The sequence below is a fragment of the Collinsella sp. MSK.8.10 genome, assembly GCF_019041915.1.
Taxonomy (GTDB): Bacteria; Actinomycetota; Coriobacteriia; order Coriobacteriales; family Coriobacteriaceae; genus Collinsella.
Genome location: NZ_JAHPYF010000004.1, coordinates 178,222 through 191,499, shown reverse-complemented (window position 1 = coordinate 191,499; position 13,278 = coordinate 178,222). Strand labels below are relative to the sequence as shown.

At 50.1% G+C, this 13,278-nt stretch carries 11 protein-coding genes; 2 read left to right on the top strand and 9 right to left on the bottom strand.

Going from position 1 to position 13,278, the window contains the following annotated elements:
- The 5 genes from KTF55_RS06265 to KTF55_RS06245 form a co-directional block, all read right to left on the bottom strand.
- Positions 1–538, bottom strand: a 538-nt coding sequence (locus KTF55_RS06265; RefSeq protein WP_217108541.1) for a hypothetical protein, incomplete at its 3' end; no start/stop codon positions are given.
- Positions 539–775: 237 nt separating this feature from the next.
- Positions 776–2,563, bottom strand: a complete 1,788-nt coding sequence (locus KTF55_RS06260; RefSeq protein WP_217108077.1) for a hypothetical protein — start codon at positions 2,561–2,563, stop codon at positions 776–778.
- A 202-nt stretch (positions 2,564–2,765) separates the two neighbouring features.
- Positions 2,766–4,391 (bottom strand): UvrD-helicase domain-containing protein, encoded by a 1,626-nt coding sequence (locus KTF55_RS06255; protein ID WP_217108076.1) that lies wholly within the window; start codon positions 4,389–4,391, stop codon positions 2,766–2,768.
- Positions 4,384–6,105: an ATP-dependent endonuclease gene (locus tag KTF55_RS06250; RefSeq protein WP_217108075.1), complete on the bottom strand. Its 1,722-nt coding sequence runs from the start codon at positions 6,103–6,105 to the stop codon at positions 4,384–4,386. Before KTF55_RS06250 ends, KTF55_RS06255 begins: the two co-directional genes overlap by 8 nt.
- 46 nt (positions 6,106–6,151) lie before the next feature.
- A complete protein-coding gene (locus KTF55_RS06245) occupies positions 6,152–6,703 on the bottom strand; it encodes a hypothetical protein (protein ID WP_217108074.1) in 552 nt (183 codons plus the stop codon).
- A gap of 263 nt (positions 6,704–6,966) precedes the next feature.
- Between KTF55_RS06245 and KTF55_RS06240 the strand changes: the two genes are divergently transcribed.
- Complete coding sequence (locus KTF55_RS06240) at positions 6,967–7,302, top strand: hypothetical protein (RefSeq protein ID WP_217108073.1); 336 nt, start codon at positions 6,967–6,969, stop codon at positions 7,300–7,302.
- Between the two features lie 368 nt (positions 7,303–7,670).
- Here the strand turns inward: KTF55_RS06240 and KTF55_RS06235 are convergent, their stop codons facing one another.
- Positions 7,671–7,958, bottom strand: coding sequence for a hypothetical protein (locus KTF55_RS06235; protein ID WP_217108072.1), 288 nt, complete (start codon positions 7,956–7,958; stop codon positions 7,671–7,673).
- A gap of 151 nt (positions 7,959–8,109) precedes the next feature.
- Here KTF55_RS06235 and KTF55_RS06230 point away from each other — a divergent pair, with 151 nt between their 5' ends.
- Positions 8,110–9,330, top strand: coding sequence for an AbiH family protein (locus KTF55_RS06230; protein ID WP_217108071.1), 1,221 nt, complete (start codon positions 8,110–8,112; stop codon positions 9,328–9,330).
- A 139-nt stretch (positions 9,331–9,469) separates the two neighbouring features.
- On the opposite strand, the gene KTF55_RS06225 is transcribed toward KTF55_RS06230, so the two are convergent.
- From KTF55_RS06225 to KTF55_RS06215, 3 genes are read right to left on the bottom strand one after another with little or no spacing between them, the layout of a single operon-like run.
- A complete protein-coding gene (locus tag KTF55_RS06225; RefSeq protein ID WP_217108070.1) occupies positions 9,470–10,684 on the bottom strand; it encodes a Coenzyme F420 hydrogenase/dehydrogenase, beta subunit C-terminal domain in 1,215 nt (404 codons plus the stop codon).
- 9 nt (positions 10,685–10,693) lie between these two features.
- Positions 10,694–12,199 carry a lipopolysaccharide biosynthesis protein gene (locus tag KTF55_RS06220; RefSeq protein WP_217108069.1) on the bottom strand — a complete coding sequence of 502 codons (1,506 nt, stop codon included), beginning with the start codon at positions 12,197–12,199 and terminating at the stop codon, positions 10,694–10,696.
- Positions 12,192–13,271 (bottom strand): polysaccharide pyruvyl transferase family protein, encoded by a 1,080-nt coding sequence (locus tag KTF55_RS06215; RefSeq protein WP_217108068.1) that lies wholly within the window; start codon positions 13,269–13,271, stop codon positions 12,192–12,194. The genes KTF55_RS06220 and KTF55_RS06215 overlap by 8 nt, the downstream gene beginning before the upstream one ends.
- Between the last annotated feature and the right edge of the window lie 7 nt (positions 13,272–13,278).

The following is a 13,278-nucleotide window of genomic DNA, read 5'->3' as shown; positions in this document are numbered from 1 at the left end:
CACCCGCTCCGGACCCTGCGCCTACGGCAACGACGCGCCCGCCGCCGCGCACGGCTATGTCGCCTGCGATCACGCCGGCGACCGCCTCGTCCGTAATATCGGCCCCGTCTGCCCGGGCATCGACGGTGCACCCGTCCACCACGAGCGCCTGCGAGGCGTGGATCCCGCACTGCGAGCCCGTGGCCGACAGGGCGCCGGTGCCGCGAAGCGCCAGGTTGCCCCACACCTCCATGCCGCACAGCGTGATGTCCGCATTGGGCGCATGCGACTCCGTCACGGAGTTTTGCCCGGCAAGCGTCAGCACCAGGTCGCCCTCGGCGCCGATGGCCTCGCCCGCGTAGCCGTTAAGCTCCAGGTGGTCGGCATCGGTCCAGGCCCAGCCGGGGCCCGACACGCCCGGCTCGTAGTACGTCGCGCCCGCGATGATGAGGCTCTCCGCGCCCGCGGCATAAGAAGGCCCGCCCAGCAGAACGCATAGGCAGGCCATGGTAACAATCGCAATGCGATGACGGCTGGTGTGGGACTTGGCAGCAAACATACCCGCTCCGATCTTCGCAGGAGCCAATAGAATGTGCACCAGAAAATGCCCTGGTAGCAGCAGTTATTAGTTTAGCGAGATCAGGCCTTAAATAAGGAAAATGCCTCTGAGCAGTAACGATAATTAGGTGTAAATCGTTTTGCCAGTCGGTGAATGGAAGGTCGGGTGATATCGAATGGGGTCCTTTAGATCCAAAATTGGGATTCATGGCATTGTCGATTTTGACAGCACGCGATTCTACTCTGGTAGCCGCATTTGATCTGACGATTCGGCAGCTTCAACTATTGTTAACCAATCTGCTACTTTTGGAGGACGAATGGTCCATAAGGCATCTCGGCCCTTCAACACCTCTTCATTTGGTGGAACCATTACGCGTACGGCTTTGTTTCCATATTGATCATCTGGACTTAAAACTAGCTTCCGCTCAGAATCATTCGTTTGGTCTGTTGAGCATTCGAAAGAACCGACAACTAAAGTAGTCTGTGCAAAACCGCAGAATACCCCTCTATCTCCAAGCCTAACAGTTAACGGCTTTATCCAGAGGGCTAAAGAGGGACATTCAAGGTTTTGAACTTTATCCCCATCCAGATTAAACCAATGCGATTCCCAGCTATATACAACCGATTCACCATCGAGTAGTCTTGCCGCGTCTCTAAGATTTGCAATTTCCCCTTTAGTAGTTTTATAAACGTCTGGAAATGGCATTTCACTGTCCGCAGCCCTGTTAACGGTTTCTAGCGCAACCGCCAGACCGTATATTTTATTGATTAAATCAATCAGATCATCCCTAATGTCGAGATTGAAAGAGAGGGCGCTCGTGCCATTGATTCGGAGATCCACCTTTTTATCAGTGGCTTCGCTTAAAAATCGATAGGTTCTTGCAACGTCTCGAGAACGCTTATTGGCTAAATTGCTAAATGAAAACTCGTAGTTAAGGGTGCCGCCGGGCTGACTTGCATCCCATTTAAAGTTCAACTTGAAGGTTTCTGTATCATCGTGGGCGGAAAAGAATACTCCTTTAGTTCCATGGGTGGTTTTGTCAACTATTAACTGTAGCTCACCGCATCCCTCCCAGAATAACGATGCCGACCTTATGCAATTTGATGTATTCAGGTCAAAGCTCTTAATGATCCCCCTTCGAAATCCTTCATAGGAACGACCAACAGGTAATTGGCAATCTTGGTCAATTACTTCCGCCGGCAACGAAGTGAAGGGCATGCCATATTCGATATAATTCTGGACCTGCTCTTTTTCTTCATCAGTCCCTGCAATAATTTTCACTGAAAACGTTAAGGGATGCAGCATTGAAGCTATTGGCGTCTTTTCAATTACGTCGATTGCGATTCGGCCTGCCCCGGGGGTTACTAGAATTTGGGACATAACAACACCAGGAGCACGCGTGCAGAAATCATCTCGTTTGTCGTATTCTGAGAGCACGTGAACTGAATATGCATAGTATGGATCGAGTTTATCTAGATTGGAACAAAGATCGCGCAGCCTATTCTCGAGAATGACTGGATCGCTGCAGTCTGGAAGATTGGCCATGGAGAGCAGTTTCGCAGCATACTCAGAGATCTCTTCTTTTCCATTAGAAAAGTAGTAATCAATTACTTCTGGATATTTGGACGCCCAGCCATCAACTCTTGAAAGGCCATCCCAGATGAATTTTGTACCGGAAGGTTCAACCAGTTCCTTAGCCCATCTTAGATTCTCGTTTGTGGGATCTAATGGCATCACAAGATGCCAACTATTTATTTTTACATGCAAAACGGCTGTAGTTGCCGATAATTCCTGCCACGAATTCTCAATCTGAGCCTTCTGACTGTTTTTTAGGTTTTCAGCAAATTTTTTAATTTGATATATATCGACCGTTTCAGCATCAAGGTAAACGATAAGGTCAATTCCTCCATCGCCCCTAGAAGGTCGAATTTTAATGGCGTTACGCTCTTCAAGAGAAATAAACGTCGCAAGAACAGACTCGACATCCTCACCTGAATATCGAGTCCAAGGGATACGTCCAGTCATGGCTGCACCTCAGCAGAAATTATTTATTTACGCTGAAATTCATTATAGTTACTCTAGCTTAATGAACTGTATCCCTTTCCTTGTAATGGCTTTCCTCTCATTGGGCGGTAACCGATCTTTTAAACGAATGTGGCATTAGCCCTTTAGATGGACCGCTCAATCAGCCAGGTCGATATTAAACCCATATGTGTCAGACTCGACGCTAGGCATCATCTTCTGCATTTCCGGTGCCCCAGCGCACTTCACGTCGAAGGTTCATTAGCCCAGGCTTTTGTAGGAACTCCGAAGGAATTGCCTCCATTGTTTTCCTCTTCGCATTATGGCGCCAGTCGGCAAGCGGAATATAGCAAACTTTTCGTGCTCGCGTAAGCCCGACATAATGCATATTCAGCGATTGTTGATATGCGTCATAGTCTTGTTTCTCGTAATTATAAGGAGGCATGAGGAACTTATAGCAATCAAGACAGAACACAACGTCGAACTCAAGTCCCTTCGCCTTATGGTATGTAAGCAGGTTCACCTCATCTTCGCGGGCAGGCCGAAAACCACCCCTAAGCTCATCGACATCAGAAAGGACCTCTCCGAGATCAAATCGCGCTTCCGGGTCGACATCGTTCTCAAGACACAGCTCTTCTAGGCTGCAAAAGGAATCATATAGCTCGATCCATGAATCATCTGGGGCATTCTTTAGAGCCCGCAGAAGGTCGTTAGCTGTAAACCTTGCGCGGGGCATTTGCTCTGCAGGAATATACCTGTCGAGAAAATCACCCACATAACCACTTGAGTACAGAAACGCCAGCAATTCCCTGAAAAATATGCGAGACCGGCTAAAGCCAACGTCCAGCTTCGTGGAAATAACAATCTTAGAAGGTATGCCGAGAAGTCCTGCGTACCGCTCGAGCATCATGTTGGATGTAGACAACAATGCGAACTCGTTGCGGCGCTCAACTTTGTATTGTTCGGTAATCACATCTAGATGCTCACAAATGGTGTCGGCTATGTTTCTTTCGTCGCCCGATACCTTAACCAGCACAACTCTCTTGTCTTGACAGGCGCGAGAAGGCGCTTGCGTACCTAGAAGCCTCAGTGAGTAATCAACGATGCTCCGATGACACCTGTGGTTTTCGGTAATCTCGAAAGTCTTGAAGTGTGGATCCGCAATCAGCTCATTTAGGAAGACTGAAGACCGGCCGTCATATGCGAAGATAGCTTGATCCATATCCCCGAAGGCCACGCCTCGAATTCCGATATTGACGAGTTCTCTGAACAGCATGTGCTGGGCAAGTCCACAGTCCTGATATTCGTCGATGAACACCGCCTTATAGCGGGCGTGCAGGAAACTCCTCACGGCGGGGACGTGTTTCACCATGCAGTAAGCGACCTCGCTCAAAGCCGAGACCGGAAGCACTCCCAAGGAAAGTGCTTCGCGGATAAGATCCCAGCGGTCCTCGTTGGGGCTTACCCAATGGTCTTTGATCCTCGACGCGGGAAGCGACTGGTCATCATCGACTACATCAATTTCGACCATTCGACCAACGACATGGGGGACGAACTGCTGGATAATCATAGCAAGGCAAAAAGCATCGATCGTTCCGAAAAACGAATTGCCAGCACGTACCCCTAACCCAGAGCACCTGTCCCTAAGCTCAGTACTAGCCTTTCTGGTGTATGAAATGGCCACAACGCCCTGATAGCTCAAAAGACGCTCAGATGCTTTGACTATCATCCTTGCCATCGTAAACGTTTTGCCGCTGCCCGGTCGTGCCGAAATGACGGCGGACTCTTCACAGGCGATAACCTTGGCCTGCTCCTCACTAGGCTTAATCATCGCCGTGACCCACAGAAGCCAGCAGTTGGAGTCTCCTCAACGGCTTGCAGAAGGTGCTTTCCGCAAGACATTCCAGCTCGCGTGGATGCTTAGAGATGAACGCATACATGCCCTCTGCCTTTCGCACGGTCATCGCGGCGTAAAGCTCTTCTTGGTTATCCACTTCATAATGCTCTTCCAAAACTCCGCGGAGACCGCTTGCAATGAGATCGTACTCGAGGTCGCGATCTGAAAGATATATGCCCTCAAACTCAAGGGCATCGCGCAGCTCATTCACCGCGGATGCAACTTCAACAGGGACAGCCGGTCCGCCATCCCATGTCAATGAATTCTTGATTCTCAGCCATAGCGCCTCAACGCAGGAACGTCCGAGCGATTCGACGATCCCGTATGCGCGAGCAACTCCGGCAAGCCTATATCGTTCCTTATTTGGGACCTTGAATACATCGTTATCAGTGCGTAATACCCAGGGAATCCCAAGCGCCTCGCAGCAAAGCACGTAAGGCATGAAACCGATGCCATCTACAGAGAGAACCGACAGGTTTTCTCTGTCAAGGTCTATGCCGACAGCTGCTGCAAGAGCACGGAAGAAGATGATTTCCGAAGGACCCTCCACCAAGAACACTCCGCGGCTGAAGAACACCTCCGCAACGATAGGGTTAAGACGATAGCCCAAGTCATCGACTTCCTTTCTGAGCTTGATGCCGGAGCACGTAGGTTTGCCCTCGCTGCCCATCTTTACGAGCGCATCGGAAACAAACCGCTCGACTATTTGAGGCGAATGAGTCGTTAGAAGAACCTGCCCGTCAATACAGCCAGAAAGATACTTAGCCAATGCCCGCTGCTGCTGCGGATGAAGGTGCGCCTCAGGCTCCTCTATGGCGACGATGCTCACCTTTTCAACAGGCTTCTTAATGTTCCTCTGAGAGAGCCAAGTAGAGAAGAACAGCTGGTTGTTCCGGCCTTCACCGCCAAAAGTCAAGGGAACATCATCGGACAGATAGGCGAGCTGAAGGTTGTCAAGAAGCTTGCCCGCGTCCGTGTTTCCAGCCACAAGACGGGCCTCGCGTCCCTCGTTCAAGGCTGACATACTGGCCATCTCATCGTTCACAGTTTTAAGAGCATTGGTTATGTAATGGAGCCCGCTAATTCCGTCGTTCAGCGATTCGAGGCTGCTTTGAATCGCTTTGATCGAAACGTCGTCGTCATGAGCATCGTCGTCGTTTCGCGAATTGCGTGCGGCCTCGAGCAGGGCAGTCTGGCTGCGCTTTAGGAAGCGGGCGGCGTCGCGGGTGCTGTTAACATACTCGAGCACCAGATGCTTGATATAGAAGCGTGACTGCACGGGCTCGATGCCGAGTTTTTCATTTCCGACCAGAAACTTGTAGTCACCTTCTCGGTTGCAGGAATAACCAATAACAGTTCTGCCTTCGGCTAAATTGCCGCCGAATGTGCTGATCAGGCAATCCTCACGGACGTCGCATAACGTCGCAGTTATCTCCACTCGATCAGGATTGGTTCTACAGTTGAAATCGGACGTGGTAAGCTCGAAATCCCTAGCGGAGAGGCTGGGATCGAAAAGAATCCTCAAAGCATGCAGGAAGTTTGTCTTCCCCGAATCGTTAGGCCCGAAAATAAGAGTCTTTTCTCCAAGCTCAACAACAACGTCGTCGAAGTTGCGGAAACCCTTGATATGAACTTTTTCGATTTTCATGATTAAACCACCGCCGCAATTATCCCTTTTAGTTTCAGGCAATTATTTATTCATTGCCGCCCACGCATCGCCGAAGTCTTTGCCCCACAAGCGCCATACATGCGTCATACTGAATTAAAAGTTCGTTCATTGCAGCATTCAGCTGTGATTCGCTATGCGACTCAAGCGTCACTCGGCGCGTTTTCTCTCGGTACAAAGTCATGGCGTCGTTCAGGTCATCTCCAGGTAAACGTGCGCTGAGTAGAAGGATATCCTCTAAATAATGCCGCTGAGCTTCAGAATCATTGTCGTCAATAATCGCCTCGATATAATTTCTTCCGGTCGCGGCATACTCCAGCATTTGGGAATAGCACTTAGCGCTTGCGCGCATACTGTGCTGAATCGTTTCTTGAAGACGTGTCAGGTTCTCCCTTTCGTATTGTCGCCAATCGTCCTCAAGCGTTAACCTTCTTTTCTTGTCTTCAAGCTCGTTTTGGTGCCTGATAGTCATACGCGTAGCGAGCAGTGTAACGCCGCCGCCAATTAGGGTGCCTACTAGGGAGGGAAGCATGGATGCAACTGAATCAAGAATCGAAACAAGAATAGATTCGTCCACCATCTTTGGCCCCCAATCAAATTAATAATCCGTAGTAAACCAGCTTGGTTTGTGATTTTACATCCTGAATAACCAACTATAGCCGTCGATACGAGCTCACTGCCAATTCTAGGTGCACCAACATCCCCTCCCCTCCCCAACTTTGTTCAAAAAGGTCGCTGTTGTTGACTGGTGTTACCGCAAAATAACCCCACAGACATATACACGGAGTGTTGGCCTGGCGCCGCCTCCGGGCCTTGGCGCCCATCTTATCGAGAGGCACCGCTATGAAACGAGTCTTTTACCGCTCGCTCTTCGCAGTTCTTTGCGTATCTATGCTTAGCGCAGCAATACCCGTAAGGGTTATAGCGGAAGAAGAACGGCGTCAAGAAAACACCCTAGAGCAGGTTGATGCTGGCGCAGTGGGCAATTCAGTCGACAGCGTAACAAGCGAAATCGGCAATAAGTCCATCAAAAATGATTCCGATCTCGCGAATCCAATTTCACATCAGGCGGAACCTCAGGTTTCCCTGGCTTCTGACGGGTCGCCTGATTCTGAACAAGCCACAAAGGCAGCAGCAAGTGGATATCAGCACAGCTGCACGCTCTCGCCGTCGGAATAGTATTTCCGCCGGAGCATCATGCAGATACATTGCAGCCCAGGTCGCCTTAAGATTCTCTATAGCTGAATCACGAAGACCGAGCGGATCGGAAATTGAAGAATAGTCATTTGGTGCCGGTAAAAGTATATGTGCAGTAATGGCCTCGTATTCCTGAACCGTGAATAAGAATAGCGATAACAACGAGGTATTGTCTTTTTCAGACTCTATTTTCATGGTGGCCCTTTAGTGGAAATTGTAGGACTCGAGTTATGAAAATGGACTTAGATATACCTAGCAAGGAATCATATATGGTTGAGGGGTTGGGGCTTACATCAAATGATGCCGTATCGGAACTATCCGATACGGCATCATCCTTGACATTACTATTATTAAGTATGGCTAGAGTTGCAGTAAAAACCCTCTCCCCTAGTCCCGCTTAAACAGATCTCTCGTGTACACCTTGCCGCCACGTCCGCGAGCTCGTCGCTCCAGCGGTTGGGGACGATTACGTCGCAGCCGGCCTTGAAGACCTCCAGGTCATGGGTCACCTCGGAGCCGAAGAGCTCCGGCGCGTACAGCGTGGGCTCGTAGACCACCACGGGCACGCCCTTGACATTCACGCGCTTCATGACGCCCTGGATGGAACTCGCGCGGAAGTCGTTAGAGTTCGACTTCATCGTCACGTTGTAGACGCCCGCGTCCACCAATTGCCATTTTTTTAATTAAGAGAATTTGCCGATAAAAAACTGCAGGCGAAAATAGGAATGATTGTTAAATAACCGATGAGTAGAATATTGCCAATTAAAGACGACGCAGGGAGAACAATAGATGACAACCGTCACAGAGCAAGGTGCGCAGAATTTTAGCTTGCCTGCCATTAATCAGAATATGAATATCCCAAATTTTAATCTTCCTGATTTTCGTCCAAATTGGCATCAGCTAATTATCATTGGTAACGGATTCGACTTAGAGTGTGGATTGCCGTCTGGGTTCAGCAGCTATATTAATGCCCGAAATATAGATTTAAGAGAATGCAAAGGTGACGAAGCTCGAAGTTACACCCTTACAATATGGGATACCATATTAGAGGGCATGCCAAATGCCAATTGGTGCGACATAGAGGGTGCCATCTCAAATTGGATGGCACCCGACGGCTTTGAGCCATTGTCAGAAGGCACGCTCTTTTCAAAGTGCCTTAACTTTCTGGTGAATCACGACCCAACTGAATTTGATTCAAAAAATGTTGAAGAGGTGGTTGCGTTTCAGCTGTTCCACCGCCTCCCAAATCACTGGTGTCATTGGACCATTAGTAGTCTACTGGATAGAACCATGAAGGACCTACATATTCTTGAAGAGGAGTTTTCGAAATACCTTCAGGAGGCAGTTTCGAAGTCGGATGACTATAAAGACCGCGCATCAAAACTCATGATTGAACTGATGGATTATGAGCGACCGTGTGAAGAAGAATATGACATTCAGGAAAGCATCCTTAGCTTTAATTACACTCGAGTCGCAGAGGATTTCCGTTCGAAAGAACATGCGATCAACTACGTTAATGTACACGGAAGACTTGGCGGTGAAATTGTATTTGGGATTGACGGTTCTCGCATAATGGGCAATGAGCTCGTTGTGCCCTTTACAAAGACATATCGAGTTATGGCATTAAATCCGCCAGATATTGAAAAAATTGTTGAAGTACCCACCAACGCAAGCACCTATGGACATGGTACGCGCGTTATAAAGTTCTACGGTCACTCTTTGGGAAAAGCTGACTATTCATATTTTCAGGCAATATTTGATGCGGTGAACCTGTATGAAGGAGAAACGAAATTGATCTTCTTTTTCAGGCCGCACGAGAAGAGATCTGGAGATTGCGGAACCGTTGAGGAGGCAAAGAAAGATGTAATGTCAAAAGCAATTGCGCTTTTGACTGCTTATGGGGCAACTCTTGATAACAAAGATCATGGAACAAATCTGATTCATAAGTTGCTAATTGAAGGCCGTTTAGTCGTTGCTTTACTACCCGATACTGTGCGTCATCCCAATTAGATTCGCTAAATCATCTTGGTGACAACAAGTATGTAGCTAAGTAGATGCGCAGGTTAATAGATCCACGTGGAACGACATATACAAACCTCGCACGCAACGGCGGGCTCACGCACCGCTTGCAGCTGCCCGTCGCATGCCGCTAGCGAATGCCCTCGCGAGCAACCTTGAGCACCTTGCGTTTGATCGCTCCGAGTTTGCCGCGGACGCGCTGCTTAAGAGACGACTTGAAGTCGTACTTAGCCATCAGTCCCTCGATACCCATCCTTGAAGCAAAATCTGCCATAAACTCATCGCACTTCGCATACGGGGCAACCGATTTGACCAGGCTAGGATTGCCAGCAAGAACCTGTTCGATGGTCGCTTCGCCACAGTCAATGGAGTTCGCAATTCCTTGAAAAGCTGCGATACCCTTATCGGTATTACAGATAACCGCAGAGACACCCTTAGAGTAGTCGACCTCAGGATGGATGCCCTGGAAACCCCAGAAGTCGCCGAGGGTGATGTCGGAGCCGCAACTTCTCTTGGCAGGACACATGAAACAAGAGGGCCTCAGCGACGCATTGGCCAGAAACGCTTTCATGTACCAGTCTTGATTGAAAATGGTGGACTCGCAAGACGAGAATGGGTCTTTCTCCGCTATGTACTCGTACATAGCGGAGTAAGACAGCCATCCGGTTGTCTTACTCCGCATATTAACGTCACAGACGTTCGAATCGCGGAGCACATTCTTGTAGTCAATCCACTCCGACCATAGGCGCGGCGCCGGGACACCGTGGCAGATAACGTCAACGGTGAGGAGAAGGGCGCTCCCCCCCGTCTTTCCCAGATAGCGCTTGAGGCCCGCGACCTGGCACGCGGTACCAGCGAAGAGCACACGACGACCCGAGCGGATTGCATCGCGAACCCCCGCGTAGACCTCCCTGCCTACGCGGCTCTGGACGTACTTGGAGCGCATGACACGATCGAGAGAGACAGCGTCCTCGATCAGCACATGCTCGACATGGCGGCAACCGTCGGCCCAGGCGGCTCCGCAGACAACACCGCCGCCCGCGATCACGCTTTCTGCTAGGAGGCCAAAGATGCCACCACTGGAGGAAGCCTCCAACAGCTCACTGGACTTGCCCTTGGCCCAGCGGATCCCGAGAGCTTCGTCGCACTTGCCCCCGCCAAGCGCGGGACATACCGAATCGCACGCATGGCACCCCACACAGGCGCCTGCATCGATAACGGGATGTAGGAAGCCAAACTTATCCTCATGCATGGAGATGCACGTCTTGGGGCACTTCGCGGCACATGCACCACAGCCACAACAGGCATCGCCGAGCTTGGATATCTTCATCTCGTCATAAGACACAGCGAACTCCTAACGAAGGAACGGCAGGCGAGCAGCGAGCATGTTCTTCTCGTCGGCATCGAGTACGAACGCCCACATAGCGGCCATGAACAGGACGGTGTAGACAGCACCCCAGCAGAGAAACAACGCCCATCCAGTGACGGGCACGAAGGCTGATCCCAGCAGGCATGCTGCGAGGACGCAAGCGGAGACCAACAGCACGGGAAGGTTGCGGCGCCAGTAGAAAACCATATCGAGCCCAATCCTCTTCTGGTAATACCAGTTCATAAAGAGGCCGTTGCCCAACGAAATGCTCAGAATGTAGGCGATGGCCGGAGCCCAATAACCCAGAACAGGTGACATAGCCCAAGTGAACACAACGTTGACGCCCGCCATGCAGAGATAAACGACGGAGCGAGCCTTGTGCTTGTTCTTGGCGCGCTGAATCTCGATTCCTGTGTTCTGACACAGGGGAATTCCCAGTGGCAGCGCCATGGCGCAGATAAGCCAGTACGCGTCCATGAAGCCCTCGCCCGCCCACTTGGCAATGAAGAAGCGCCCGAGAAGGACGAATCCACAGTACACCCAGCAGAATAGGAACATCTGGTAGCGTCCCACGCGCGTCATGAGTCGGGTGAGTTTAGTGTTGTCATCGCTTGTGGCTACGATACGATTGATCATTGGAACAAAGACATTCGACATCACCGTTGAAAGGGAAACGAAGACGCTACGAACTTGAATTGAAATTGCAAACACTGATACGGTGACGGCACTCGTAAGAGCGCCAAGTAACATATTTGGAACACTCTGGTTAACCAGTTCACAAATCTGATTACCAAATATCCACGCGCTGAACGCGGCAATCGAGAGGAAGAGAGACCCGTCAAAGTGGAAAACATCAAATCTCATGCCAAGCTTTAAGACTGCGAACCTGGCGTTCAGAACCAACAGTGTCAATGCAACTGCAAGCTGCGCCGTCGCAACGCCCGCCGCCCCCATCCCAAGATTGAGCAGCACGAAAGCCACGCCAGGAGTCGCCAAAGATGTGAACATCTGCCTCGACTGTTGAAACTTGAACTGTTCATGGGCAAGAATGTACGCATCGAAGACGGTTGAAAATAGCGTCACGGCGACGTTGAACGACATTATCACCATGAGCTTACCCGCGAGTCCCACCTGGTTGTCCGTGAAACTATCTGAGAAAAATGTCCCAACATTAGCAGAAAAGAGTAAGCCCAGCGCAAGGGCCACGACACAGACCGCAATGTAAAGCATGAGATACATGCCGTTGAGCCTGCGAATGTCGCCCTCGCTACCTTTCGCTCGTTCCTGCGTATAGAAGCGGATGTAGGCCTCGGAAAAGCCGAAGGTTAGAAGTGTAAGCGAGAATACGAACGAGTTGGACGTCTGGTATACGCCGTAGTCAGCCTGGCCCACGAATGCCAGCAGCATGGGCGTATAGACGAGGTTGACCAGGTTCTTGACTATGATGTTTGCATAGCCGAGTATCGCACCGGTCTTACGTTGGCTAAGCATGATAGACAATTTCTTTTCTCGATTTGCTGAACAGGGATCGATTAAGGAACGAATCGAATTTTGCGCGCTCAATTCGAAGCTTATCCTCAACATCAAAGGATTTTGGCTCCCCGCTTTCGAGGTAATTCCAATTTGCTTCACGCCAATTACCTAGGCCAAGCTTCTCAGCCAAGGTATCGAACCGATCGCTCATGTCGAATTGCGAACCTGCGCGTTCAAACATCAGAAGCGGCTTACGATATAGGAGCGTAAAGATGCTTCCGTGGTAAGAATCAGTAGCAACAAGCGAGGAGTTCCTTATTAGGTAGATGAACTCAGAAGGTCCACAGGCAAAGAACCGAGGATCCCCCAGAAGATCTACGACCTCCAATCCCGCTCGTTTGCAATATTCGTCGAACATCGCAACCTTGGGAGAATCACTACCGAGAAAGTACTTCAGGGCATAGCGCCTAGGAAGTAAAGCCGCAGGCGCTTCGGCGAGTTTATCCCAATCTGCAGCGTCAAGCATAAGGGTTGGATCGATCAAAACCTCCGCGTCCAACCCAGCGCATTCCCTAATCAATCTTGCGGCGTTCTTCTCCCTAACCGATATGAAATCAAACGCAGCGAGTCTTTCCCTGTATGCGCTTTTTTTCTCCATGGGCAGCTCAGGTGCAGAAATGCTAGCCGAGAGAGACACTTTCTTGACACTTTCGGCAAAGCAAAGAAACATAGCACCATTGCTATCAGGAATGTAAGGGGACCAAATCTGATCGCTTCCGGCTACAAAAGCGTCGAAACCATCAGATTTTCTCGGCGGGAAATCCGGCAAAGAATAATTCGGCTCATATTTAATATGTTCCTCATCGAATCGAAGAAACGCTGAATGCCTCGCTCGTTTGGCCCCCCTCTTACCAGCGAAGCTATCGACAAGAAAAACTTTAACCTGGTGCTTTAGGCTGCAACGTGGCTCGCTTTGGCGAATCGTGCTCGCATCCGCTCCCCTTCTTTGAAGCAGCTCCTGAACAGCATAATTCTGCAGACGCTGACCATAATTGTCCCCAAAGGTAAAAGTAACAATCCCGACCTTCATATTACCA

What these genes read in the sequence shown, in the direction of transcription:
- KTF55_RS06235 (WP_217108072.1), bottom strand. Translation starts at nt 7,958, where the DNA reads ATGAAGTCGAACTCTAACGACTTCCGCGCGAGTTCCATCCAGGGCGTC.
- KTF55_RS06245 (WP_217108074.1), bottom strand. Translation starts at nt 6,703, where the DNA reads ATGGTGGACGAATCTATTCTTGTTTCGATTCTTGATTCAGTTGCATCC.
- KTF55_RS06250 (WP_217108075.1), bottom strand. Translation starts at nt 6,105, where the DNA reads ATGAAAATCGAAAAAGTTCATATCAAGGGTTTCCGCAACTTCGACGAC.
- KTF55_RS06260 (WP_217108077.1), bottom strand. Translation starts at nt 2,563, where the DNA reads ATGACTGGACGTATCCCTTGGACTCGATATTCAGGTGAGGATGTCGAG.
- KTF55_RS06215 (WP_217108068.1), bottom strand. Translation starts at nt 13,271, where the DNA reads ATGAAGGTCGGGATTGTTACTTTTACCTTTGGGGACAATTATGGTCAG.
- KTF55_RS06240 (WP_217108073.1), top strand. Translation starts at nt 6,967, where the DNA reads ATGAAACGAGTCTTTTACCGCTCGCTCTTCGCAGTTCTTTGCGTATCT.
- KTF55_RS06220 (WP_217108069.1), bottom strand. Translation starts at nt 12,199, where the DNA reads ATGCTTAGCCAACGTAAGACCGGTGCGATACTCGGCTATGCAAACATC.
- KTF55_RS06230 (WP_217108071.1), top strand. Translation starts at nt 8,110, where the DNA reads ATGACAACCGTCACAGAGCAAGGTGCGCAGAATTTTAGCTTGCCTGCC.
- KTF55_RS06255 (WP_217108076.1), bottom strand. Translation starts at nt 4,391, where the DNA reads ATGATTAAGCCTAGTGAGGAGCAGGCCAAGGTTATCGCCTGTGAAGAG.